The sequence below is a fragment of the Serratia sp. J2 genome, assembly GCF_046269175.1.
In the GTDB taxonomy this organism is placed as follows: Bacteria; Pseudomonadota; Gammaproteobacteria; order Enterobacterales; family Enterobacteriaceae; genus Chania; species Chania fonticola_C.
This window is the reverse complement of sequence record NZ_JBKABN010000001.1, coordinates 168,686-194,236: the sequence shown is the minus strand read 5'-3', so window position 1 is coordinate 194,236 and position 25,551 is coordinate 168,686. Positions and strand designations below refer to the sequence as shown.

At 51.8% G+C, this 25,551-nt stretch carries 21 protein-coding genes; 15 read left to right on the top strand and 6 right to left on the bottom strand.

Translation table 11 applies throughout. The features are described from left to right. Positions 1 to 270 precede the first annotated feature (270 nt). The 3 genes from ACKWMY_RS00915 (at position 271) to ACKWMY_RS00905 (ending at position 2,581) form a co-directional block, all read left to right on the top strand. Positions 271 to 909, top strand: coding sequence for a TetR/AcrR family transcriptional regulator (locus tag ACKWMY_RS00915; protein ID WP_409485763.1), 639 nt, complete (start codon positions 271 to 273; stop codon positions 907 to 909). Positions 910 to 912: 3 nt separating this feature from the next. Further along, positions 913 to 1,707, top strand: coding sequence for a CPBP family intramembrane glutamic endopeptidase (locus ACKWMY_RS00910; RefSeq protein WP_309046961.1), 795 nt, complete (start codon positions 913 to 915; stop codon positions 1,705 to 1,707). Positions 1,708 to 1,807: 100 nt separating this feature from the next. After that, positions 1,808 to 2,581 (top strand): MipA/OmpV family protein, encoded by a 774-nt coding sequence (locus tag ACKWMY_RS00905; RefSeq protein ID WP_409485762.1) that lies wholly within the window; start codon positions 1,808 to 1,810, stop codon positions 2,579 to 2,581. 168 nt (positions 2,582 to 2,749) lie between these two features. Here ACKWMY_RS00905 and ACKWMY_RS00900 read toward each other — a convergent pair whose 3' ends face one another. Then, positions 2,750 to 3,679, bottom strand: coding sequence for a LysR substrate-binding domain-containing protein (locus ACKWMY_RS00900; protein ID WP_021180041.1), 930 nt, complete (start codon positions 3,677 to 3,679; stop codon positions 2,750 to 2,752). A 375-nt stretch (positions 3,680 to 4,054) separates the two neighbouring features. Here ACKWMY_RS00900 and ACKWMY_RS00895 point away from each other — a divergent pair, with 375 nt between their 5' ends. The 7 genes from ACKWMY_RS00895 to ACKWMY_RS00865 all read left to right on the top strand — a co-directional run bounded on the left by ACKWMY_RS00895 (position 4,055) and on the right by ACKWMY_RS00865 (position 12,758). Beyond that, positions 4,055 to 4,660 carry an ankyrin repeat domain-containing protein gene (locus ACKWMY_RS00895; RefSeq protein ID WP_024530332.1) on the top strand — a complete coding sequence of 202 codons (606 nt, stop codon included), beginning with the start codon at positions 4,055 to 4,057 and terminating at the stop codon, positions 4,658 to 4,660. Between the two features lie 144 nt (positions 4,661 to 4,804). Further along, positions 4,805 to 5,593 (top strand): DUF2877 domain-containing protein, encoded by a 789-nt coding sequence (locus tag ACKWMY_RS00890; protein WP_409485761.1) that lies wholly within the window; start codon positions 4,805 to 4,807, stop codon positions 5,591 to 5,593. After that, the gene (gene fdrA, locus ACKWMY_RS00885; protein ID WP_409485760.1) at positions 5,553 to 7,100 is read left to right on the top strand and encodes an acyl-CoA synthetase FdrA; all 1,548 of its coding nucleotides are present in this window, start codon (positions 5,553 to 5,555) and stop codon (positions 7,098 to 7,100) included. The genes ACKWMY_RS00890 and fdrA overlap by 41 nt, the downstream gene beginning before the upstream one ends. Next, positions 7,100 to 8,518: a DUF1116 domain-containing protein gene (locus ACKWMY_RS00880; protein WP_308870668.1), complete on the top strand. Its 1,419-nt coding sequence runs from the start codon at positions 7,100 to 7,102 to the stop codon at positions 8,516 to 8,518. The genes fdrA and ACKWMY_RS00880 overlap by 1 nt, the downstream gene beginning before the upstream one ends. Before the next feature lie 121 nt (positions 8,519 to 8,639). Beyond that, entirely contained in the window at positions 8,640 to 10,190 is a 1,551-nt protein-coding gene (locus ACKWMY_RS00875; RefSeq protein WP_024530335.1) for a xanthine permease, read from the top strand. Between the two features lie 209 nt (positions 10,191 to 10,399). Then, positions 10,400 to 11,350 carry a carbamate kinase family protein gene (locus tag ACKWMY_RS00870; protein ID WP_409485759.1) on the top strand — a complete coding sequence of 317 codons (951 nt, stop codon included), beginning with the start codon at positions 10,400 to 10,402 and terminating at the stop codon, positions 11,348 to 11,350. 13 nt (positions 11,351 to 11,363) lie between these two features. Next, positions 11,364 to 12,758 carry an amidohydrolase family protein gene (locus ACKWMY_RS00865; RefSeq protein WP_409485758.1) on the top strand — a complete coding sequence of 465 codons (1,395 nt, stop codon included), beginning with the start codon at positions 11,364 to 11,366 and terminating at the stop codon, positions 12,756 to 12,758. Positions 12,759 to 12,814: 56 nt separating this feature from the next. Here ACKWMY_RS00865 and ACKWMY_RS00860 read toward each other — a convergent pair whose 3' ends face one another. From ACKWMY_RS00860 to murQ, 4 genes are all read right to left on the bottom strand, one after another. Next, positions 12,815 to 13,015 (bottom strand): hypothetical protein, encoded by a 201-nt coding sequence (locus tag ACKWMY_RS00860; protein WP_261161422.1) that lies wholly within the window; start codon positions 13,013 to 13,015, stop codon positions 12,815 to 12,817. 159 nt (positions 13,016 to 13,174) lie between these two features. Further along, positions 13,175 to 14,734, bottom strand: a complete 1,560-nt coding sequence (locus ACKWMY_RS00855; protein ID WP_409485757.1) for a Wzy polymerase domain-containing protein — start codon at positions 14,732 to 14,734, stop codon at positions 13,175 to 13,177. A gap of 596 nt (positions 14,735 to 15,330) precedes the next feature. Next, positions 15,331 to 16,782, bottom strand: a complete 1,452-nt coding sequence (gene murP / locus ACKWMY_RS00850) for a PTS N-acetylmuramic acid transporter subunit IIBC (RefSeq protein ID WP_409485756.1) — start codon at positions 16,780 to 16,782, stop codon at positions 15,331 to 15,333. Between the two features lie 2 nt (positions 16,783 to 16,784). Beyond that, positions 16,785 to 17,693, bottom strand: coding sequence for an N-acetylmuramic acid 6-phosphate etherase (gene murQ / locus ACKWMY_RS00845; RefSeq protein ID WP_074027882.1), 909 nt, complete (start codon positions 17,691 to 17,693; stop codon positions 16,785 to 16,787). Positions 17,694 to 17,921: 228 nt separating this feature from the next. On the opposite strand from murQ, the gene ACKWMY_RS00840 reads away from it, so the two are divergent. The 4 genes from ACKWMY_RS00840 (at position 17,922) to ACKWMY_RS00825 (ending at position 23,395) form a co-directional block, all read left to right on the top strand. Continuing rightward, complete coding sequence (locus ACKWMY_RS00840; protein WP_024530342.1) at positions 17,922 to 18,782, top strand: SIS domain-containing protein; 861 nt, start codon at positions 17,922 to 17,924, stop codon at positions 18,780 to 18,782. A gap of 278 nt (positions 18,783 to 19,060) precedes the next feature. Continuing rightward, the gene (locus ACKWMY_RS00835) at positions 19,061 to 20,926 is read left to right on the top strand and encodes a glycoside hydrolase family 3 protein (protein ID WP_409485755.1); all 1,866 of its coding nucleotides are present in this window, start codon (positions 19,061 to 19,063) and stop codon (positions 20,924 to 20,926) included. An 18-nt stretch (positions 20,927 to 20,944) separates the two neighbouring features. After that, a complete protein-coding gene (locus ACKWMY_RS00830) occupies positions 20,945 to 22,030 on the top strand; it encodes a hypothetical protein (protein ID WP_024530344.1) in 1,086 nt (361 codons plus the stop codon). Positions 22,031 to 22,066: 36 nt separating this feature from the next. Continuing rightward, the gene (locus ACKWMY_RS00825; RefSeq protein WP_409485754.1) at positions 22,067 to 23,395 is read left to right on the top strand and encodes an exo-beta-N-acetylmuramidase NamZ domain-containing protein; all 1,329 of its coding nucleotides are present in this window, start codon (positions 22,067 to 22,069) and stop codon (positions 23,393 to 23,395) included. Between the two features lie 217 nt (positions 23,396 to 23,612). Here ACKWMY_RS00825 and ACKWMY_RS00820 read toward each other — a convergent pair whose 3' ends face one another. Then, a complete protein-coding gene (locus ACKWMY_RS00820; RefSeq protein ID WP_186528525.1) occupies positions 23,613 to 23,852 on the bottom strand; it encodes a DUF1127 domain-containing protein in 240 nt (79 codons plus the stop codon). Between the two features lie 165 nt (positions 23,853 to 24,017). On the opposite strand from ACKWMY_RS00820, the gene ACKWMY_RS00815 reads away from it, so the two are divergent. Further along, on the top strand, positions 24,018 to 25,469 hold the full coding sequence (locus ACKWMY_RS00815) for a PLP-dependent aminotransferase family protein (protein WP_409485753.1): 1,452 nt from the start codon (positions 24,018 to 24,020) through the stop codon (positions 25,467 to 25,469). Positions 25,470 to 25,551 lie beyond the last annotated feature (82 nt).

Sequence of the window (25,551 nt, the reverse complement as noted above, 5' to 3'; positions counted from 1 at the left end):
TTTTGCGAGGCAGCGCAAACTCGAACTAACTCTAATTAGTTATTGAAAGATAACGGGTTGGATGAGGGAAACAAAATGATGACACATACTCGATGTTCCCTCCTCCCCCAAAAATGAGAGGGACTAGTTCAGAGCAGTCGTCAGATACGGAAGGTAATCTGCGGAATGTCTACCTCGGCCATTGCGTGCAAAAAAACTGCATTTTTTATTGACTGACCGTCAGTCAATAAATACCGTAGCGCTACTCCATACGCAAAAGAGGGATTTATTATGGTACGTACAGTGAAAACGCCAGAGGTGCGCCGGGCTGAAATTTTGCAGGCGGCAAGCGAGCTGTTTCAGGAAATCGGGTATGAGTCGACCTCTGTTGATTCCATTGTCCGCAGCGCTGGCATCGCCAAGGGGACGTTTTATTACTACTTCAAATCCAAAGATGAAGTACTGGCAGCGTTGGCACAGCAACTGTGTGCCGAGATGGTTGCCCGCTCACAAATCATTGCCGACGATCCGCAACTGGGGGCGATTGAAAAGTTCTGCGCCATCATCGCCGCGCAGAATCAAACCGTAGAAGCCGGGCAGGCTTTGGTTGAGGACTTACACCGCCCGGAGAACCGCGCATTACATGAGCGCAGCAATATTGAAACGGTGTTGGCCTTTGGGCCGATCCTGGCAACAGTGGTGGAGCAAGGAAACCAGGAAGGCGTTTTTCAAGTTGATGATCCGCTATCGACGGTGCAGTTCATTCTCGCCGGTTCGCTGTTCCTGTTCGGCCACCAGATGTTTAGCTGGACGCCCGAAGAGCAAGCCGCGCGTATACAGGCCATGCTGTTGCTGATTGAGCGCGCCTTCGGTGCCGCTGCCGGGTCTTTTGCCGCCGTTTTAGGGGCCAGTATTCAAGGAGAGGAATAAGCGATGATCCCGGTAATCCGTTATTCTCCGCTGCGCTTTTTTGGTCTGGTTTTTGCGTTTTCATGGTTAGCGTGGGCCTTCGCAGCCTATCTGAGCCATTTACCGGATAGGCAACAGTCGGCGTTATTTGTAGCTCTGCTGGGATTACTTGGCCCAGCCCTGGCAACAGGGGTGATGATATGGACAGCCAAAGACCGGCGGTTGTGGAGGGATATTCGCTGCAGGGTATTTTCTTTGGCAGGGATAACGCTGGGCCGCACGCTAACCATGTTGGGATTAATCCTGCTGCCGTTACTGATGGCCATTTGGCTGTCAGTACGGCTAGGTTTGAGTACCACCCAGTTTGCTTTTTCCAGCGGTTTTCTGGCCATGCTACCGTTGGCACTGATCGCTTCAATACTAGAGGAACTGGGCTGGCGCGGTTATGGCGTCGATAGCTTAAGGGGCCGTTGGCCAATGTTGCTGCCCACCTCGTTGATATTTTTTGGGCTATGGGCACTCTGGCATTTACCCTTATTCTTTATTGCAGATACCTATCAGCATCAACTATGGCAGGCCGGGGGAATATACGTTACCAACTTTTTTATCAGCATGTTTCCTGCCGCCGTGCTGGCCAATTGGTTCTACTATCGTTGTCAGCGTAGCATTCCGGCAGCCATTTTATTTCACTTTACCCTAGTGATGATGGCAGAGCTTATGCAGGTCGCACCGTTGACCAAATGTATCTGGACAGCCCTATTATTGCTGATAGCCACCTTACTGATTGCCATTGAACAGGAGCTATTTTTCAAAGAGTAAGCAATATTAGTTCATTAATACCTTAATAAGAATGTAATTTCAGTTATCGGCTCATTAGAAGCTGATGGCAACCTTTTGACCTAAATCTGGGATATCTATCATGATGGAATATAATTTTATATCTATTCGCAAGCCACTATTTTCAGTTAATGCCCTTTCGCTGACAGCCATATTACTAACGGGCAATGCCTATGCTGGCGATTGGTCGGTAGGTGCTGGGGTACTGGCAGAACAGTTACCCTATCGCGACTATGATGCACAATATATACCGCTACCGATTTTGACTTATCAAGGAGAGCAGTTTTTTATTAACGGCCAAGGGATCGGCATTAATCTACTGAGTTCTGAGAAGCACAATCTGCATTTGGCGGTTAACTACTCTCCGCTAAGCTTTAAGCCTGCGGATAGCGACGATCCGGCGATGAAGAAACTGGATAAGCGGCGAGCGACCGCCATGGCGGGCATCGGGTATCAGTATCATGCCGATTGGGGGAGCATCAACGCTGATATTGCAACCGACGTGCTGGGCTATAGCGACGGCGTAATTGCCGATGTCGGCTATCAGTACCGCTTCCAGTTTGGCAAATTACAACTGGTTCCCGGTTTCGGTATGCGCTGGCAAAACCGCGCCTTCAATAATTACTATTATGGTATCAGCGAACGGGAATCGCAACGCAGCGGGATGCAACAATACCAGGCGAAAAGCGGCGTCACATCTTACATTTCTCTCGCCAGCTATTATGCCATTAATAACGACTGGCAGCTGTTCCTGATGGGATTTAATGAACAGATGAGCGACACGGTGAAAGATAGCCCGATGACCGATCGTGATTATAGTATCAATGCAGTGGCTGGCGTTTTATATAGCTTCTGATCGACCCACTATTTTATTTGATAAACCAGCGATGGATCCCAATAATCATTTATGGGAAGGGACTGTTTTGCCATAACCCACTGCACCTTAATTTGTGACTAGCCAGCGTTTAAGGTGCAGTTTACTTTCTGCCAGGGTAAGGGGATTTTAGGCACCAAGATCCCCGAGTCACTCCCGATAAAGCAAATCCCCATAAATCCCGGTCAGCACCCCACCCGGAGCGAACTGCTTTTTGATCCACTGGGTGACCTGCCCGGTTGCCGCATGCTGTGTCGCCAGCAACATGCTGGAATCCTGCCGTGGGTTATGAATGGCGCGGGTTGCCAACAGCCCCTCTGCTACCGGTTCACGCGCCATATATTCCGGTAAGAAACCAATCCCCTCCCCTAAAATCTGGCATTGGCACTTGGTGTTAAAATCCGGCACCAGGATCGCTTCCTGCCCGTGCAGCAACCACCCCACTTTCTTGTTGATGGTATGCGCGGTGTCTTCCACCATGATGTTGGGATAAAGCCGCAGCTGGCTCTCTGAGATCGGCTCTGGCATAAACGCCAATGGATGATCGGGCGCAATGGCGAACACCCAGCGGATGGCGCCAATTTCGGTGTAATCAATGCCACCGCCGTCCAGCAACGTATCCGGTGCGCCAATAGCGATATTGGCCTGGTTGTTGATGATGGAATCCCAGACGCCGTTGTATACCTCGGTGGTCACCGTAATGTGGCAGGTGGGGAATTGCTTCTTCAGCACCTGTAACAGCCGGGCGGTATGCCTTGGGGTGTAGAGCAACTGATTGATACAGATGCGCACCCGCGCCTCGATACCCTGCGAGATGGTATCAATACCACGCTTGATGGCATGGAAGTCGTTAAGCAGATCGGTCGCTTTACGGTAGAAGTAAAAACCGGACTCGGTGAGTTCGATGCTGCGCGTGCTGCGGTTAAACAGTACGACGTCCAACCCGGTTTCCATCCTTTTGATGGTATAGCTGATGGCCGAGGTCGTCAGATCCAGTTCCTTGGCCGCCTTGCTGAAGCTGCCAAAACGCGCCGTGGTGGTAAATGCCAACAGATTTTCTTCGGTAAAAATAGAATTCATGACCCCTCCTCCCCCCTGGACGCATTGTTGAATGTATTTGTAAATCCTATGACACGCAACCAGTATTGAACAAAATTTAACACTGCGATTACAACTGATTTGAAGACAATCACACTTCTGATTATTAGTTTAGAGCCTGATGTGGCGGGAGGTGAAAGCCCATTCCCCACAGGGACGTTTGCCGTGGCAAAAGGCGCAAAACATAAGAGAAAGATTGCGCCGCCGCACAGTTTGTCTTTATTGTTGAATTATTTTCAATAATTACACCCTTTGCGATGAATGATTCTTAAGCGGATGTTTTTATCCAGCATCTATTGCTATTCTCAGTAGCAATGAAAGCATCCAAAGCCCACTGGAAAAATAGGGAGCCAGAATATGTCTGATAAGGCGCTAATCACAGAATTTCTTTTTGCAGCGGAACAGGGCGACAGCGACGCGCTGAAAAATTGCCTGAGTAAAGGGGCAGATATCAATGCCACCAACCGCCAAGGCCGCACCGCAATTACGCTTGCCAGCTTGAATAAACATTACGACTGCGTAGAATTATTAATCGCTGCCGGTGCAGACATTGATAAGCAGGATCAGACCTGTTTTAACCCCTTCCTGCTGAGCTGCCTGAATAACGACTTAACGCTACTACGTCTGGTATTGCCAGCAAACCCGGATTTGGACCGTTTAACACGCTTTGGCGGCGTGGGGATTACCCCGGCCAGCGAAAAAGGTCACGTCGATATTGTACGTGAATTGTTAACGCGTACCGAAATTAACGTCAACCACACCAATTTTGTCGGTTGGACGCCGCTGCTGGAAGCCATTGTGTTAAATGATGGCGGCGCGAAACAGCAAGAGATTGTCAAATTACTGCTCGATCACGGTGCCAATCCTCATATGACCGACAAATATGGTAAATCGCCTCTGACGCTGGCCCGCGAAAAAGGCTATCACGAAATTGCTGAACTGCTGGTTGCCGCCGGCGCTTAACCGAGGAGAAATGCCATCGCACAGCCGCAACGGCAGTGCATTACAGCGTTATCGGCGGAGGTGGCGTTCCCCCGCCAGAGGCTAAGTGGGCAGGTCGAACAGGTTTTTTCACGCGCGGTAAACCTGTTCGTTCCCGAGCAGAACATGCTCTACACGTTATTAAGCGACGAGTACGATAACGCCCCCAATAGTTGCCGCATAGCGCTCAGGCACTGTGACCAGATATTTAGCCCAGGAGATCGCGTCGAGTTTTCTCAGGGCAGCATTGAAATAGGTCAGCATAGTTGGATTGATTTATCTCACTGCCAGACATGGCAGCAGCCTGACCTGTATTTAACCGAAGCAAGCAGAGCATCAATTGCTTGGCACCAATGGGGGGCTTGCATTAATCAACAGGCTTCATCCGGTAATTCGCTGTTTAATTACCGTGGCGAGAATATATTTTATCGGGAAATGGCCAGATTATTACAACTTCATCGTGATGCATTATTTCTAGCGATACGGCGCAATGAAGATCCCGACGAGGCCTTACATTCTCTCATTGGTTTGGGAATTGGCCTGACGCCTTCGGGTGATGATTATCTGGTTGGGCTTTGCTCTATATTATTGCTACCCGGTCATCCGGCGCGAAAATATCGCGAGGTTTTTCTGGCAGTGCTGGAGAAAGCACAACATAAAACCACGCTGCTAAGCGCTATTACCTTAGAGACGGCAATCAATCAGCGTTACCGACAGGTGATTAGTCACCTGTTAGAAAAATTAGTACTCGACGATCGTCACCTTATTATCGATACCATTAACAAGATTAAACAGATCGGTTCAAGTTCGGGTTGCGACATGCTGTATGGCATGGCCGATGCCTGCCTCTTGACCTCATATTTTGGAGAAAAATATGCCCATCAGGATCGTGGTAAAAAACAACACCTGGTTTGACTCTGTTTCGCTAATGTCTATTTCTACCAAAGCGAACAAACTTGAAGGCGTTGAACAAGCGTTTGTGGCCATGGCCACGGAGATGAACAAAGGGGTACTGGAGAACCTGGGCTTGTTAACCCCAGAACTGGAAGCCGCCAAAAGTGGCGATCTGATGATCGTGATTAAGGGTGCCAGCGATGAAGCTAATGAGGCGACTCTGCAAGCGATCGAAGCCTTGTTCACCCACAAAGATAAAGGTGGCCGCCACGAAGCGCGTTACGCCACCCTCGCCAGTGCGAAAACCCATATCCCGGAGAGCAACCTCGCGGTGATCTCGGTAAACGGGTTGTACGCGGCACGTGAAGCCCGTCAAGCGCTGGAAAACGACCTCAACGTGATGCTGTTCTCCGATAACGTCTCCATCGAAGATGAATTGGCGTTGAAACAGTTGGCGCATGAAAAAGGCCTGCTGATGATGGGGCCAGACTGCGGCACCGCCATCATTAATGGCACAGCGCTGTGTTTTGGTAACGCGGTTCGCCGTGGCAACATCGGTATTATCGGCGCATCCGGCACCGGTAGCCAGGAGTTGAGCGTACGTATCCATGAGTTCGGCGGTGGTATTTCGCAACTGATTGGCACCGGCGGGCGCGATCTGAGCGAAAAAATTGGCGGCCGGATGATGCTGGACGCGCTGGAGATGTTAGAGAACGACAACGGTACAGAGGTGATTGTACTGGTCTCCAAACCCCCTGCCCCTGCCGTGGCACACACCGTGCTCGAACGCGCCCGTGCCTGCCGTAAACCCGTGGTGGTTTGCTTCCTTGGGCGCAATGAGCCACCAGCCGATGAACCAGGGTTACAGTTTGCACGTGCAACCAAGCAGGCAGCGTTAAAGGCCGTGTTGCTTACCGGCATCAAAGAAGAGTCGCTCGACCTGCATCCACTGAACTGGCCGCTGATTGAAGAAGTGCGTGCCAAGCTGACGCCACAGCAAAAATACATTCGCGGCCTGTTCTGTGGCGGCACTTTGTGCGACGAAGCGATGTTTGCCGCACTGGAAAAATACGACGACGTCTACAGCAATATTCAACCCGACCCGGCCAAGCGCCTGCAAGACCTCAACCGCAGTGTGGCACACACCTTCCTCGACTTTGGCGATGACGACTTCACCAATGGCAAACCGCACCCGATGATCGACCCGACCAACCGCATCCAACGTCTGTTGCAGGAAGCGCGCGATCCCGAAGTTGGCGTGATCGTGATGGACTTCGTGCTTGGCTTTGGCTCTCACGAAGATCCGGTGGGCGTAATGATCGAGGCGATCAAAGAGGCCAAGGCTATTGCGTCCAGCGAGAGCCGACCGTTGGAGATCCTCGGCTATGTGCTGGGCACCGATCTCGATACGCCGTCGCTACAGCAGCAGTGCCAGATGCTCACCGATGCGGGAGTGATCTGGGCTAGCAGCAGCACCAATACCGGATTGCTGGCGCGTGAATTTGTTTGTAAAGGAGGGAAAGCCTGATGAGCCACACGTTATTCAACCAACCGCTGAACGTCATTAACGTCGGTATCGCCATGTTCAGTGATGATCTCAAAAAACAGCATGTGCCGGTAACCCAGCTCGATTGGACTCCACCGGGCCAGGGCAATATGGCGGTGGTTGAGGCACTCGATCAGATTGCCTCCCCCGCGCTTGCCGAGAAAGTGGCTGCCGCGAACAAACGGGCGCTGGAACGCATTATTCAGTCGCATCCGGTGCTGGTAGGTTATGACCAGGCGATCAACGTCGTCCCTGGTATGACGCGCAACACCATTTTACATGCTGGCCCACCGATCACCTGGCAGAAAATGTGCGGTGGGATGAAAGGCGCGGTCACCGGTGCGCTGGTGTTTGAAGGACTGGCAGCCAACCTCGACGAGGCAGCAGAATTGGCAGCATCTGGCGAAATCATCTTCTCGCCGTGCCACGAGCATGATTGCGTGGGTTCGATGGCAGGCGTGACGTCCGCGTCAATGTTCATGCATATCGTCGAGAACAAAACCTACGGTAACCGCGCATATACCAATATGAGCGAGCAGATGGCGAAGATCCTGCGCATGGGGGCCAATGACCAAAGCGTGATTGACCGACTCAACTGGATGCGCGATGTGCAAGGCCCGATGCTGCGCGATGCCATGAAGCTGGCCGGTGAGATCGACCTGCGGCTGATGCTGGCACAGGCGTTGCATATGGGCGACGAGTGCCACAACCGCAACAATGCGGGCACTTCACTGCTGATCCAGGCGCTGACTCCGTGGATTATCCAGGCGGGCTACCCGGTTGAGCAGCAGCGCGAGGTCTTCGACTTTGTCGCCAGCAGCGATTACTTCTCCGGCCCAACCTGGATGGCGATGTGTAAAGCGGCAATGGATGCGGCGCACGGTATTGAGTACAGCACCGTGGTCACCACCATGGCGCGTAACGGCGTTGAGTTTGGTCTGCGCATCAGCGGGCTACCGGGCCAGTGGTTTACCGGCCCAGCGCAGCAGGTTATCGGCCCGATGTTTGCAGGCTATAAACCGGAAGACTCGGGGCTGGATATCGGTGACAGCGCCATCACCGAAACCTACGGCATTGGTGGTTTTGCCATGGCAACCGCTCCGGCCATCGTTGCACTGGTCGGGGGCACGGTGGATGAAGCGATCGATTTCTCACGCCAGATGCGTGAAATCACCCTGGGCGAAAACCCCAACGTCACTATTCCCCTGCTGTCGTTTATGGGGATCCCAACGGCGATCGATATTACCAAGGTCGGCAGCAGCGGCATCCTGCCGGTGATCAATACCGCCATTGCCCATAAGGATGCCGGGATCGGCATGATCGGTGCCGGGATTGTGCACCCGCCGTTCGCCTGTTTTGAGAAAGCAATACTGAGGTATCGCGACCACTACTGCCAATAAAAAAATAACGGGGCTAACCCAGGGTTAGCCCCACCTGACACCAGAGAGTTGTTCACCTGCAGGACCAATGGCGATCCCGTTGATCGTCGAGAGTTGTTAAACGACCTGTGAAGGATTTTCCATGAACAAAATGAAATTAGAGTGGAAACGCGGTGACTGGGCAGCCTACTTCGGGCTGATGACCAATAACCTGACCAACCTGCTCACCATGATGGGGTTACTCATCTTTGTGGTGGGTATTCCCAAAGAGATTGTCTACGGGCGCATAGCCCCGGCCTTTGGTCTGGCCGTGATGATGGCCAGCATCTGTTACACCTGGTTCGGCCTGCAAATGGCTCGCCAGACCGGGCGGAGCGATGTGACCGCGCTGCCTTCTGGCCCGAGTGCGCCGTCTATTTTTACCGTGACCTTCCTGGTGCTGATGCCGGTTTATCAGTCGACCGGCGATGCGGACTTTGCCATTTCGATCGGCCTGGTGTGGTGCTTTGTTGAAGCACTGATCCTGGTGGGCGGCTCTTTCCTCGGCGAAACCATCCGCAAGATGATCCCGCGCACCGTGCTGCTCTCCTGCCTTTCCGGCCTGGGGCTGTTGCTACTGGCGATGAACCCGATGTTGCAGGCGTTCGAAGCGCCGACCGTTTCGTTCATCGTGCTGCTGCTGATCTTTATCAACTGGTTTGGCAAAAAGCCAATATTCGCCCGCATTCCGACCGGTTTGCTGCTGCTGATCGCCGGTACTGCGCTGGCGTGGATCTCCGGCCTGCAAAGCCCAGATGCGATTAAAGCCTCAATGTCTTCCTTTGGCTTTAACCCGCCAGGATTCCATGTCGACAGCTTCATGCAGGGCCTGCCACACGCGCTGCCGTATCTGGCCTCTGCCGTCCCGCTGGGGCTGGCGAACTACATCTTTGACCTGGAGAACATCGAGAGTGCGCACGCCGCCGGGGATGAATACAACACCCGCAAAGTGATGATGGCCAACGGCCTCTCCTCCATGTTCGGCTGCCTGCTGGGCAACCCGTTCCCGGTGACCGTGTATGTTGGCCACGCCGGTTGGAAAGCCATGGGGGCCAGCATTGGTTACACCTTGGCGTCCGGCGTGACGATGTTCCTGGTTCCGCTGTTCGGGCTGGGTGCCTTTATGTTGGCGGTGATCCCGATGACGGCGATCGTGCCTATCCTGGTGTTTATCGGCGTGGTCACCGCCAACCAGGTGGTGAGGGAAACGCCGAAAATCGAGGTCCCGGTGATCTTCATCTGCCTGTTCCCGTGGATCGCCAACTGGGGATTAACCATGGTTAACAGCGTGCTGGGGGCGGCGGGCACCTCGGGAGCCAAGCTGGGCGCTGAGTTGCTGCATAGCAAAGGCGTGTATTACCAGGGGCTGGTGCATTTGGGTAGCGGTGCGCCACTGGCCAGTATGCTGTGGGGCTGTGTCGCGATTTTCGCCATCATCAACAAACCGCTGCGTGGTGCGGTGGCGGCGGCAACTGGTGCTCTGCTGGCCCTGTTCGGCGTGATCCATGCGCCAGCCGTGGGCTTTGCCGAGGGAAGCTCATTGCTGTTCACGCTGGCTTACCTGATGATGTCGGCCATGTTTGTGGTGAAGCATTTTCTCGATAGCCGTGAAACGGTTCCAGCTCCAGTGCAAGAGCCAACCAAAACCGCCTGACCTCTCATCCCTACCCTCTCCCACAGGGAGAGGGAGTTGCCCCGAGTGCGCAACCAGCCCGGACAGTAGGGAGTAATAAAAGCAAGGTATTACACGGAAAAATCAACGAACTCGATCGGTTCCCTCTCCCTGTGGGAGAGGGTTAGGGTGAGGGGACATTCATAGGCTCCCACCCCTATTTAAACGGCCTTTTTAATCGGAAGACCCAGATGAAAGAACTCGTCGTCGTCGCCATTGGTGGCAACAGCATTATCAAAGACAACGCCAGCCAGACCGTGGAACATCAGGCCGAGGCGGTGAAAAAGGTCGCAGACTCGGTGCTGGAAATGCTGGCATCGGATTACCACATCGTACTCACCCACGGCAACGGTCCGCAGGTGGGGCTGGAATTACGCCGTGCAGAAGTGGCCCACGAACATGAAGGACTGCCGCTAACCCCGCTGGCCAACTGCGTGGCGGATACCCAGGGCGGTATCGGCTATCTCATTCAGCAGGCACTCAACAACCGTCTGGCACAGCATGGCGGGCAGAAAGCGGTAACCGTCATCACGCAGGTTGAAGTGGATAAACAGGATCCTGCCTTCACCAACCCTACCAAACCGATTGGCGCCTTCTTTAGCGAACAACAGCGTGATGCCTTATTGCAGCAATACCCCACATGGCAGTTTGTGGAAGACTCCGGGCGCGGCTATCGCCGGGTAGTTGCCTCGCCAGAACCCATCAGAATTGTGGAAGCCGACGCTATCAAGGCGCTGACTCAACAAGGGTTTGTGGTGATCGGAGCGGGCGGCGGTGGCATTCCTGTCGCGCGTAATCCGCAAGGGGATTACCAAAGCGTCGATGCGGTGATCGATAAAGATCTGTCCACTGCCCTGCTCGCCAGGGAAATCCGCGCCGACGTACTGGTGATCACCACTGGCGTGGAGAAAGTGTGCATTCACTTTGGCAAGCCGAACCAACAAGCGTTAGGCCAGGTGAACGTGGCCGAAATGACCCGCTATATGGCAGAGGGCCACTTCCCGGCAGGCAGCATGTTGCCGAAGATCGTCGCCAGCCTGGCGTTCTTACGCGACGGCGGCAAACGCGTCGTCATCACCTCGCCGGATTGCCTCCCCGCCGCACTGCGCGGTGAAACGGGCACCCATATCGTTAACCTCTGAGAGGCAACAACAGATGAATGAGAACAAAAGCCGCCGTGAGTTTTTGAGCCATAGTGGCAAAGTGGCTGCGGCCTGCGCACTATTGGGGGCAACCTCCTCCGTCGGTTATGCTGCTAACCCGGCAACCGCGAACTGTGAGGCAGACCAACGCATGAAAATTACCGACCCGCACTATTATCTGGATAACGTGCTGCTAGAGGCGGGTTTTGAGTTTGACGGAGCAACCCCGGTCAGCACTCGCACCGAATTGAAAACGCTGGAGATCAACCAGGGCAAGATCGTTGCCTTGCGCGATAACCGCCAGCATTCGGACAGTACGCTGCCGGTTTACGACGCTGGCGGCAAGCTGATGCTGCCCGCCATGCGAGATATGCACATCCATCTGGACAAAACCTTTTACGGCGGCCCATGGCGTTCGCTGAATCGCCCAGCGGGCACCACCATCAAGGATATGATCAGGCTGGAGCAGAAGCTGCTGCCGGAACTGCAACCTTACACCCAAGAGCGGGCCGAAAAGCTGATCGATTTAATTCAGTCCTACGGTTCCACCACCGCCCGCAGCCATTGCAACGTTGAGCCAACCTCGGGGCTGAAAAACCTGGAGAATCTGCAAGAAGTGCTGGCACGCCGCAAATCTGGCTTTGACTGCGAGATTGTCGCGTTCCCACAGCATGGCCTGTTGTATTCGAAATCAGAGCCGCTGATGCGTGAGGCAATGCAGGCAGGAGCGCACTATGTCGGTGGTCTGGATCCGACCAACGTCGATGGCGCAATGGAAAAATCGCTCGATAGCATGTTCCAGATCGCGCTGGATTATAACAAAGGGGTGGACATCCACCTGCACGAAACCAGCCCGGCAGGCATTGCGGCAGTGAACTACATGGTAGCAACCGTCGAGAAAACGCCACAGTTAAAGGGCAAGCTGACCATTAGCCATGCCTTTGCGCTGGCAATGATGAATGAACAGCTGGTGGATGAGATTGCTGCCCGTATGGCAGCACAGCAGATTACCATTGCCACCACGGTCCCTATCGGCACTATGCACATGCCGCTCAGCCAGCTGCGAGAGAAAGGCGTGTTTTTGATGACCGGCACCGACAGCGTGATCGACCACTGGTCGCCGTATGGTTTGGGTGACATGCTGGAGAAAGCCAACCTTTACGCTCAGCTTTACGTACGCCCGAATGAGGGAACCCTGTCACGTTCGTTGGCGCTCGCCACCGGTGATGTCTTGCCGCTGAATGACAAAGGGGAACGCGTATGGCCGAAAGCCCAGGACGATGCCAGTTTCGTGCTGGTTGATGCCTCCTGCTCCGCCGAGGCGGTTGCACGCATTTCCCCAAGAACCGCTACGTTCCATAAGGGCGAGATGGTTTGGGGACACGTTGGGCAAGGTAGTAAGGCCTGATAGATGTGGTGACACCAGGGGTGCAGCACGCTGCGCCCATTTACATCATCATTGGCTTAACCCGTACTTGCATTAACAATCCACCAGCAGAACAGACCGAGCAATGCCAAAAATACCAATAAGGTGATTAACACCCGTCTTCGCGTACGCCCTTTGGTAAAAGAATAAATGAAGTTCACAATTTCGTAGATGGCTTCCAGTATCCCAAAAATAATTCTGAATACCATCCCAACCAAATCGCTGATAATGTCAAACATTCCCTGTTCCTTGCTATCCATATTAGGGCATACCGTACCAGCTAGGCACATGATAAGTCACTGACCTGCGCTGGCAGGCCAACGGATTGCCCACTCTTACCAGCGCATTGTGCGCTTACACGGGTCATAGTCCGCATCCCCGTGTAAACTTATCGATCTTCACTCAGGCAAATCGTTTAAAAACCGTGGATCGGTGGGAAATAATGCCTTTGCTTCCTGATGTAAACGCCGGTAGGTGGCGGTATCCTGTTGATATTGCGCGATAGCCAACCATGAGGCATAAACATTTTTATCGATCCGCTGAGCAAGATAGCCCTGTGCCCATTGAGCATAGTTTTCAAGCAAGCGGGGGTCGCGGGACTGGTTATACATTAGCAACGCATGGGTCTGTTGATCGTAATGCCAACGTTCGGTATTCACCCAGGGGTCAAATGCCATCGCACGGCGAGCGGGTTGAATATCCGCAAAGTGATTACGTTCAAAGGCGGTTAAAGACAAATTGGCATATAGCCCAATACTGGCCACTATGCAGATGGCGGCTGAAGCCATAGGCACTACAGTTCTTAAAAATGAGTGAGTTACTGAGGATAACTTGGTGCGTTCTGTGGCCTTATCGGTTTGGCAATCCCACTGTGCCAGCAGCAGTAAAAAAATGGCCCAATGTGCGCTAGACAGCATAAACGGGTATTCCGTTTGGCTGTGTAACAGCAAAGGGAGCAGCACGATGGCCAACGCCAGGCTTGCGCCTTTTTTTCGCCAGGATAGCCGGAGCAACCTGATACCGGCACACAGTAAGACTATCATGCCAGCCAAGGCAACCATGCCCCCTTCAACCCACCACAGCAAGATTTCATTATGCGGATGGCGCACCACGCCAAGACCCAATGTGGATAATCCGGCAGCCAGGCGATAGTGCTGAAAGCTATATTCGAATCCACCGTAACCCCAACCCAGCCAAGGCTTTTCGGCAATCATCTTTATGCTGTCCTGCAACATGATCAACCGGGCCTGGTTTGATGTGGTGTGTTCAACCGTTTCAACTCCTCCATTTATTTGAAAAATGAATGCGATAGTGATACCCAAAAGCATTAGGCCTGTTGCGGTACCCGTGAGCTTTTTTGCCTGCCGCCATCCCAACCAGAGCAACAACGCCCCGCTGATACCGCCGCCAAGCCAGCCGATCCGTGACTGTAACCACACCAACAATGCGGGAAACAGCACCAGCACCAACCCCAAGGCATAACGTCTGTATCGTTCTGCTTTTGGCTGGGTTAAGGAAAAATCAGGCAACAACAACAGCATCAATGCCAGTGCCAATCCGCAAGCGATAAAGCTGGCTAGAACATTCACCTGTTGGAAGACCCCATAAGGCCGGCCGTTTTTCATTGGGTAGTCAAACCAGGCTGGTACGACTTCCGGTAAGGCCAATTGCAACAGAGCAATCAGCGCCTGGAATACCGCGGCCAGCAGAATGGCGTAAAATAGCCAATGCCGGGCAAAGTGCGGTGGGCGATATTGCATCCATGAGACGTAAAAAACCCAACCGCCAGCTAACCCAAGCCAGCGTGCCATTCCCGCACTCTGCCAATGTGGCGAGGTATATAATAGGGGAATTGCCAGGATCACCACGGCCAGCAGCAGCCAACGGGCAGTTACGCTAAGCGAAATGGAAGAGTTGGCCGATAGTGTCAGCCAGAGGGTGGCAGTGATGGCAGCCATCACTGCCCAAGTCAGGATATTATGCGGTAGTTTCAGGCCACTTCCGCCCATATTGGGCAAGGCAAGCGGACTAAGAAATATCAACCAAATCAGTAACAGCCCTAGAGGCAATAAGGATAGTCCCACCGGGCTAGCCAATGGTAAAGGACTTTGTGGATGATGCATTTTTCACCTGATAAAATAAGCTTCAGTGTTGAGAGCGATGGTATTACTTTTTTATGCCTATCACTCTTCAAATTACGAGGGAATAATAAATTTAACGTCAATTATAGTCATTGATGCATAAGAGTCTACAACATCGTGGAAAAACCAATCAATTTAATAGTTGACAATTAAAAAATAATATCTTCAATTTTTTATAACAAAAAATTAAATGTTGGCTTAAAAGCAGAGATCGCAAACTCAATGGCAATATTGCTGAATTTGCAGGGGGATGTATACACGCCAAGATTTAGTTAAATAATTGATTAATTGAGAGATGTGAAATATACGGCGCCCGTTTTAGCGTAGCCGCTTAGGGGTGTCTGGCCCGGTAAACCGGGCCATCGTGTGATGAGAGTATTAAATCAACCAAAAACAAGTTAAAACAAATTAAATCAGCTTAAATCAATATCTTTACTGCCAAACAACCAGGTCAGAATAAATCCAGCGAGATAGGAGATCAATATACCGGCGACATAAACCAGCATGCCAGCGAAAATCCCCTTGGCTGAAGTCATTAATGGAATCGACACCAGACCCGAAGGGCCAAACACCGTATTCAGCCCCACCGGCAACCCCATCCAGGCAACCAGACCGATAAAGAAGCCGCCGACCGCGCCCCCCAGGCAGGCGGTAACGAAGGGCTTCAAACGCGGTAAGGTGACACCGTAAATCAGCGGCTCACCAATCCCCAGCAGGCCGGGGAAAATGGCACCTTTAATCTGGGTACGCAGCAAAGAGCCTTTAGGTGACCGAGCAAACAGCGCCAGTGACGCCCCCACCTGCCCTGCACCGGCCATCGCCAGAATAGGGAACAGCGAGTTAAAGCCCTGTGCATCCATCAAGGCAAAGTAAACCGGCACAAAGCCCTGATGAATGCCAAACACTACGGCGATCAGGAACAACCCGGCCAGAATGGCGGTGCCGAACGGGTTGCCGTTCAGGTGCATAAACAGCCATGACATGCCCTTAAACAACTCACCGCCAACCGGCATAATCACCACAAAGGTAATGGCGCCAGTGATCAGCAGGGTAATTGACGAAGTCAGGATCATATCCAGATTATCGGGGATCACCCGGCGCACCTGCCTTTCGATCCATGCGCCCAAGATACAGGCCAGTAGAACCCCAATAATGTTACCGCGTGGGTCGATCGCCAGCCCAAAAAAGTCGCTCATCCCTGCGTAATAGCCTGTAGTTCCTTCAGGGACATAGCGTAAAACAAACAGTGAAGCGATGATCGCACCGTTAACCCCGGTGCCACCAAAGGCCTTCTGAGTATTAAAGCCGATCAGGATACTGAGGAAGGTAAACAAACCGATGCTGAACACTTTCATGTAAGCGATCAGCCCTTTGAGCCATGCGGCCGGTGCTACGCCCTCCACGATCAGCGTTTGCTGCATCAGGGTAGCAATCCCCAACAACAGCCCTGCGGCAATAAAACCTGGGATCAACGGCGTAAAAATCGTGGCAAACTTAGTCAGGAAATTATGTACCGCGCTATTTTGCTTGGCTTTCATCTGCTGCTTGTTTTCACTTGCCAGGGCCTGCAAGTCAGCTTGCTCGGCATTCCCCCGTTCCTGCTGCGGCTGCGCCGTTAACAACGCATTCATCATCTCGCTGGCAGTTTGAGCTTTGCCAGGGCCGAGGATAACCTGCAGTTGATCGTCGCCGTTAACTACCCCCATCACGCCAGGGATCTTCTTCAACTCATCGAGCCGTATCTGCTGACGATCTTTTAACGTCAGACGCAGCCTGGTCATGCAGTTACCGCAGATAATGATATTTTTACTGCCGCCGACCAGAAGTAAAATTTGCTCTATCATAGGAACGGTTATTTTCGCCATGGTTATGCCTGTATCCCTTGCAGTGCTTGACGGATAAATCCTTTGTTTTTACTCAAAACCGCGCTGGCCTCAGGGGCAGACAAGCCGCCGAGGATCATCACAATCGCGGTTTTGCAGTGACGCTGACATTGATTAAGTGCCTCTTCCGCCTCCTCTGGGCTGCACTCGGTGGCTTCGACCACGATATTGACCTGGCGCTGTATCAGCTTGGCGTTGGTGGCCTCCACGTCGACCATCAGGTTGCTGTAAACCTTGCCGCTGCGGATCATCGCGCCGGTGGTGATCATATTCAGGATTAACTTCTGCGCCGTTCCCGCTTTCATGCGCGACGACCCCGTCACCACTTCTGGGCCGACTACCGGTTCAATAGCGATATCGGCTGCCTGGCTCATTGCGCTATTCGGATTGCATGAGATGGCTACAGCAGTCGCCCCAACGCTACGGGCATACGCCATTGCCCCTAGTACATAAGGGGTGCGGCCACTCGCTGCGATGCCAACCAGCACATCACGCGCGTTGAAACCGAGATTACGCAGATCCTGTTCGCCCATTTGCGGATTATCTTCGGCATTTTCCACCGCCTGCAAAATCGCGGCATGCCCCCCGGCAATCAGACCAACGACCTGTTCACGCGGCGTGCCGTATGTTGGTGGGCACTCACTGGCATCCAGGATCCCCAACCGGCCAGAAGTGCCTGCGCCGCAATAAATCAATCGACCACCACAGGCAAACGCCTCTACTACCAGATCCACTACCCTGGCGATTTCTGGCAAGGTGGCAGCTACCGCCAGCGGCACTTTTTGGTCTTCGCTGTTGATTACTGCGAGCATGTCCAGAGTAGGTAGCGTGTCAATTTGCGAACTGGCCGGGTTGCGGCTTTCCGTCACCATCTGGCTTAAATTTATCTTCATAGGGGCTTCCAATGGGTTAAGATTTTCGACAATGTTAAGGAATTATTTATTCGGCAAATGTGATAATCGTCACGGTAAATCTATTCTCGCCGACGAGTAAATCAGGAATAAGACGGAAAAATAACCGCCATTTAAACTTTAATTTTCAACAATTTCAAATAAATAAGTCAAAGGAATGAAAAGCCCCCTAACTGGAATAATCTATTACACACAGTGGAGATATTGTTGATGTCAGTCCTGAACGAAATCACCTGGTTGTTGCCAAGCCTGGCCGAAAACCAGCAAAAGATCGCTAAATATATCCTTGATAACCCGGAAGCCGTCCTGAGTATGTCTTCTTCCCAGTTTGCTGAAGATGCGGGGGTCAGCCAGTCAGCCATCGTCAAGTTTAGCCAGAAAATCGGCATGAAAGGCTTCCCTGCCCTGAAAATTGCCATCAGTGAGGAGCTGGGTAGAAATAACCTGTTCAAGTCCTATCCGCACAAGGCCTTGCATAACGCCATCTCGTCGGAAGATTCATTGATGGTGGTGGCACAAAAACTGGCCCATGAGAAAAATGCCGCGATCGTCGAGACGACAAAAAGGATCAATTTCGCCATTTTCCAACAGGTGGTCGATGCCATCGATAACGCGCAACGCGTACAGATCGTAGGCATTTGGGGCTCGGGTCTCACCGCCAAAGATTTGAGCTACAAATTACAGAAGATCGGTATCCTGAGCCTGGTGGAAGCCGACCTTCACGTCCAGATTGCCACCGCGCAGGCGCTAACCGCCAAAGACGTTCAAATCGTTATTTCTTTCAGTGGCCGCAGGAAAGATATGCATATCGCCGCCTCGATGGCCAAAGCACAGGGAGCGACGGTGGTCGCCATAACCGGCAGCAAGGACAATCCTTTAGCCAAAATAGCCGATTATGTATTGGAAAGTGTCTCTGATGAAAACGAGTGGCGTAGCTCTTCGATTTCGTCCAGAACCGCACAAAATACCCTGACGGATTTGATTTTCCTGGCGTTAATGCAACGACGCAAAGAGATTGCCAAACCTCTGGTGCTGAATGCGAGCATGACCATTAATAACCTGGACGACTGACCCCAGAAAAAACCGAATACCATTAAAACAATGACAAGAATTATCTTAACTTTTTATGACGGGATTAAAATAATTACCGCAAGATATTCTTGCCCTTAAAGGGTTATTCTTTGCTCGCCCCCTTTACCAATCAAGCTGCGCGATACAATGCTGGTATAAAAAACCGGCATTATTCCTTTCCGCGCCACAAACACGAATCGATCAACTGTGATAATTATCACTTTATTACCTGGTTTGGAATGTACAATCGCCGGAAATTGATACCTCGGAGTCATCCCATGAAAAAAATAATACCGGCCATCTTTTTATTTAGCGCCGGAAGCTATGCTGCCGCTATTCCAGAAGCCCAACTAAAAGAGATGTGGCTTTCCCCCAAAGGTGCAACTGAAAAGCTCATTGCCGACATGAGTTTGGCAGAAAAACTCGGACAAATGTTGATGATTGACATTCGTTCCTGGGATGAAAATAGCAGCGAAAGCAAAACCCCTTTTACCGAGATGAATACCCACGTCAGTAAAATGATGACGGACTATCATTTGGGTTCAGTGATCCTGTTCCGTGAAAACCTGATTAATACTCCACAAACGGTTGAGTTGATTAATAATTTCCAGCACGCACGGACTAATTTACCACTGTTTATCAGTACCGACCAGGAAGGTGGCTATGTTACTCGTCTGCGTGTGGGCACCGAGATGCCGGGTAATATGGCGCTAGGCGCTACCGGTGTGGCCGATTTAGCCAAACAAGCCGGGAATATTCATGGTTATGAGTTAACCAGTCTCGGGTTTAACTTTAACTTTGGGCCGGTAGTGGATGTGAATAACAACCAGAATAATCCAGTCATCGGCGTTCGCTCTTATTCCGATGATCCGATTCTGGTTGGGAAATTAGCTCGCAGCTATATCGAGGGTATTCACCAATATCCGGTACTCACCTCTCTGAAGCACTTCCCTGGGCACGGCAACGTCGCCTCGGATACCCATTTTGCCCTCCCCAGCGTCAACACGGATAAGGCTTCATGGCAACAGACCGAACTGACACCCTTTGTCGACGTAATGCCCGATACCGATGCCATCATGACCGCCCATGTGGTGGTGCCAGCGCTTGATAGCACCATCCTGACCAACATCAAGGGAGAGAAAATCGGTACCCCGGCCACCTTATCCAAAGCGATCCTGACCGATACCCTGCGTAATCAACTCAAGTTTGACGGGCTGATCCTGACGGATGCCATGGACATGGGGGCCATTACCGGCAATTTTGATCGTCATTGGTCCATCAAGCAGGCTATTTTAGCCGGTAATGATATCGTCTTGATGCCAATAGGGATTAAAGACAGCGCCAGCATTGAACAACTCGGCGAACTGTATGCTTATTTGCAGGCAGAAGCGGAGAAAGATCCGGTGCTGAAGCAACGCATTGAAGATTCTGCGCAGCGGGTGATTTATACCAAGCTCAGTAAGCGCATCTCCCCTGCGCCTCATGATACTGCCACGGCTGAAAGGATTGTCGCCTCCAAGGCGCACAAGGATCTGGAAAACGCCATTTCGGAGCAGGCCATTACGCTGATCAAAAATGAGCAGGTTCTGCCTTATGCGCTGAAACCACAAAACAACATCATGGTCTTTTCGGACGAAGGCCCACGCAATGAGTTAATCAACAAGCATCTGGGCCAGATTGCCAATGAGTTGAAAGTGGGATTAAACGTAAAGGATCAGGTGGTTAAGCTGGATCAGGATACATTAACGACAGAAGAAATTGAGCAGCAACTGCAAGGTCAGCAGTTGGTTATCCTGGCCACCTACAACCTGAAGCTCAACCCAGTCAATGCCCAGCGCATCATCGACGTCGCCAATAAGCAAAACATTCCTCTGGTAGTTATTGCTACGCGCAACCCATATGACATTGCCTATTTATCTGACGTAAAGGCCAATATTGCAATTTATGGCATCACCGGTTTTGATGTGACCAATAACGTCCGCAACAGCCTGGAAACCAACATTCGCAGTGGTTTAAGAACGCTGTTCAAGGGGCCTACAGGGGATAGCCTTGCAACGCCTCATGGTAAATTGCCGGTTGATATTAAAACACCAGATAATAATAACGTGCTCTACCCACGCGGTTACGGATTAACGGCATTATAATATCTCTGAAGGTAAAACATGAAGATCTTAACAGGGCTAGTGATTTTCAGTGCTATTCTCATGGCACAACCGGTATTGGCTGATGAGTCTGAGACAGATTATGATCAGGAGATCATCAAACTCAATAAACGCATTCAGCAAATAGAAAAAGAAAAGAAAGAAGCACAGGATAAACTTAAACAACAAACCTGGCGCTTCGATACCTATATTGGCACCGAGCAGGAGATAGACAGTGACGACCGCTGGAAATATATCCGTGGCAGCGTAGCAACCTCACCTTATGTCGGTGCCTTTATTTACCAGAATGATTCATTGTGGCTGTATGATGTCCAATTTTTGAAAACCTATCTGGACAATACGCCAGAATATGACCGCACACGTTGGCAGGCAGGCGTCACCAGAACGTTTCCCTTCACTTTGGGAGGAAAAACTGGCAACACCAAATTACGCCTCGGTTATCGTAACGACAACTGGCATTATCCGTCCATTAGCAACCCAGCGCTGGCAGCACCGGAATACAAAGGGGATATCCGCAAGGGCGAGGAGCGGCACGAGATCTGGATCCGTCCGCAAGCCTATTACAAATACTCTGATAGCCTGAGTTTTAATGCCAGCCTCTCTTTCCGCCTGATTGACCGCAAGTTGGATTATGCGCGGGCCAAAGGGGATTATGGGGTTTACAAGCGCGATTGGAGCCAGATCAATGAGCACTTTGCGGGAGCAAACCTGACGTTTAACCAGAAAAACTCCCTCTGGCTGAACTATCTGTACATTGATGAGCAACTGGTCAATACGCTGTATAACAAGGAACATTTCCTGTGGGCGATTTACCGTTACAAGTTCGACAGTGGCGTGATGTTAATGCCTTATACCCGCCTGGCACTGACTAAAGGGACGCAAAGCTTCCGCGACTCCAGAAACCAGGAAACGGTTTATAAAGAGAAAGACCGTAGCCGTTACGGCTTCCAGGCAATCTATCCGTTTAACAAACAAACGTCGCTGTTTGTCGACAGTTATTACCGCCCGGAACAAACCTGGATGAACGGTGATAAAACCAGCAACAACTTCTGGTTCTGGGCACTGGAACTGCGGCATAACTTCTGACGGGCAATTGATCCCATTAACAAAGAGAAATAAGGAATGAGGCATCTGCTACTGACAGTGTTATTCCTGTGCTCGTCGTTCATCAGCGCTGGCTATGCCAGCGCTGTACCAGCCATAGTGCTAGGCGTCGATCAGGAACAAACCTATGGGCCACTGCTGAAAAACCAGCGCGTCGGCCTGATGGTGAACCAAAGCTCAATCAATAAACAGGGCCGGCACACCATCGACAAATTGCTCGCCGAGCAGGAAAAATATCAATTTACCGTGACCACTCTGTTCTCGGTAGAACATGGCATTCGCGGTAATGCCGATGCCGGGCTGGGCGACGATAATCATCTCGATAAACATAGCGGCCTGCCGATCGTGTCTTTGTATGGCCGGGATGAGGATGGGCGGTCTCGAGCCCATCCCACCGAGGCACAGTTAGCCAATGTCGATATCGTTATTTACGATCTGCAAGATGTGGGCGTTCGCTTCTTTACCTACACCATTTCCCTGCACCATATGCTGGAAAGCCTGCAAAAATACCATAAAAAAATGATGGTATTCGACCGGCCTAACCCGCTCGGCAGCCATGTGTATGGCCCTATTCTCGAGGAGGCAAACATCTCGGGGATTGGTATGCATCCGATACCGATGGTGCACGGGCTCACCTCGGGGGAGTTTGCCCGCATGATCACCGGCGAGGGTTGGCTGACAAATTTCAACGATACCAACTGGCAGGCCTTTGGCATCAAAGACTATCAGTTCCCCGCTAAAGACCTGATGGTGATCGGCATGGCTAACTATACCCATGACCCCCCTTATTCACTGCCAGTACGGCCATCACCGAACCTGCGCAGCGATCTGGCCATCCAGCTCTACCCTTCTTTGGGCCTGTTTGAAGCCACCAGCGTCAATATGGGCAGAGGTTCAGACCATCCATTTGAACAACTGGGTTTTCCTACGCGCCAGTTTTACGTCAATACCTGCTATCAGGTGGATATCAACCAGCAGAAAACCGGCTGGCCACAGGCCGGAAAGGAAGTGTGCGGGGAGATTTTGACCGCTACCGACATCGGCCAGGTTAAGCCAACGATACGTTATCTGGTCGACTGGTGGTTCAAGTTCAAGACTGCGGGCTATGAGATGGTGATCCCTGCAGCAAAAGAAGCGCAGTACCTGGATTATCAGGAGGAATTCTTCTTGATACGCCCCCAGTGGCTGGCCAAGCTCACCGGCACCAGCAAGCTGGTTACGTTGCTGAATGACGCAAGCGAAAGAAAGCTGTCTGTTGATGAAACGGTTAAATTCATCGAGGCCCAGTGGCAACCTGGGGTAGATAGCTATTTGCAACTGCGCGAGAAATATAAGCTTTACCCTTAACGAGGCTGCGATGGCGCAAGGGGCGCCACATGTTGCGCCCCCTACAAATTCAGTCATTGCCACGTTGTCATTAACCCTTCCCTTTTCCTATGACTTTGACTTTTGGTGGCGGTAGTCTTTGCCACCTCTTTTTTTGTGAGCCAGTTATGGGGCGCAGCATGCCGCTGAGATGAGGTTTCTATAGCCCCCTCTCATGTTCTACTCTCCTTAACCCAGCTCAGCGCCAGAACGGACGGCTGTAGTCTCGCTTGATATCATCCCGGCGTAGACCGATATCCTTTAGCTGATCGCCATTCAGTCTTGCCAGCGTATTGGCTGCTTTGCGCCTCTCATTCCAACGCTTTGCCCATCTGTATGCTTTTAGCCATAAACGGACAACAATATTACGGCGTTTATTTCCTGTTTCCTCAGCTGACAAGCAGCCGCCATCAATTTGATTTTCAATAACATTACTCATAATCAGCTCCCCGTCAGTCGATGAGCCTTTAGCATGATGCTTCGGTGAAAAACATTACAGATGCAAAAGCTGGCTATTATTTGCATACAGATATGTGCTAAACAGTCTGAATGGTAAAAATCAGCGCCATCTGTACTGGTCCCTTCTCTTTATCAGGTGATATCCATGACTCGCTACCAACAATTGGCCAATATCCTTAGCCAACGCATCAAAGAAGGGCTGTATGTGCCCGGAGAGCGGCTGCCTTCCGTTCGGGTGCTGAGTGACGAACACGGGGTCAGTATCAGCACCGTACAGCAGGCGTATCGGCAACTTGAAGAATGCCTGCTGATCGAGGCGCGGCCGAAATCGGGATACTTCGTGCGTTGTAGCTCAAATCTGCCTGCTCTCCCCGCGCTATGCAGCCATGCACAAAGGCCGGTCGAGATATCTCAGTGGGAAAATACGCTGGAGTTTTTAAAGGCTAGCGCTCAAGACAATGTGCTACATCTGGGCGTCGGCACGCCGGACCTGTCTGGCCCAGGCCTGAAAATACTCAACCGTATGCTCGCCCGTATCAGCCTGCATCAAAGCGAGGAAGTGCTGGATTACGACAGTATTTACGGCACTCTGGCGTTACGTGAACAGATTGCCCGCCTGATGCTGGACAGCGGCAACCATCAATCGGCAGACAATATCATTATTACCTCTGGCTGCCATGGCGCACTGGCGATTGCCTTAGGGGCCGTTTGCCAGCCTGGCGACATTGTGGCGGTGGATTCCCCCAGCTTTCATGGTGCAATGCAGACGCTGAAAGGCATGGGGATGAAGGTGATTGAAATCCCCACCGATCCGGTGGTGGGTATCAGCCTGGAGGCGTTGGAAATGGCGCTGGATCAGTGGCCGATCAAAGCCATCCAGTTGACACCGACCTGCAATAACCCGTTGGGTTACAACATGCCGAATGAGCGCAAGAAAGCGCTGTTGACGTTGGCTCAACGCTATGACGTGGCGATTATTGAAGACGATGTGTATGGTGCTCTCGCTTATCAATACCCACGCCCGCCGACCATTGCCTCCTTTGATGAGGATGGCCGCGTCTTGCTGTGTAGTTCCTTCTCTAAAACCGTTGCTCCCGGTCTGCGGGTTGGCTGGATTGCACCAGGCCGTTACTTAGAAAAAGCGTTGCATATGAAATACATTTCCACCGGGCGGGTTCCCACTTTGCCGCAGTTGGCTATGGCTGAATTCATTAAACAAGGGCATTACCTGCAACATTTACGCCGCATGCGCCGCCAATATCAACGTAATCGCGACATTATGACGGGTTGGATCATGAAGTATTTCCCGCCGAATACCTGCCTGAGCAGGCCGCAAGGGAGCTTTATGTTATGGGTGGAGCTGCCTTATGGGTTCGATAGCCTGCGCCTGAACCGCTGTTTGCTGCCGCAGGGCATACAGATTGCCGTCGGATTTATCAGTTCTGCGGCAGGAAAATACCGCAATTGCCTCCGGCTCAGCTACAGCAAGCCCATGACCCGCGAGATTGAACAGGCGATCCAAAAGGTGGGCAAAACGATTTATGAATTGCTGGAGGTGGAGCAGCCAGCGCTGGCGACAGAAAAGCAAAACCAATAAGCCAATTATCAGTAGGATGCTTGGCGCCATCGGCCCACACGGCGATGGCCCATATCGTTGCTAAAGCTGCAAAATGGCGCTC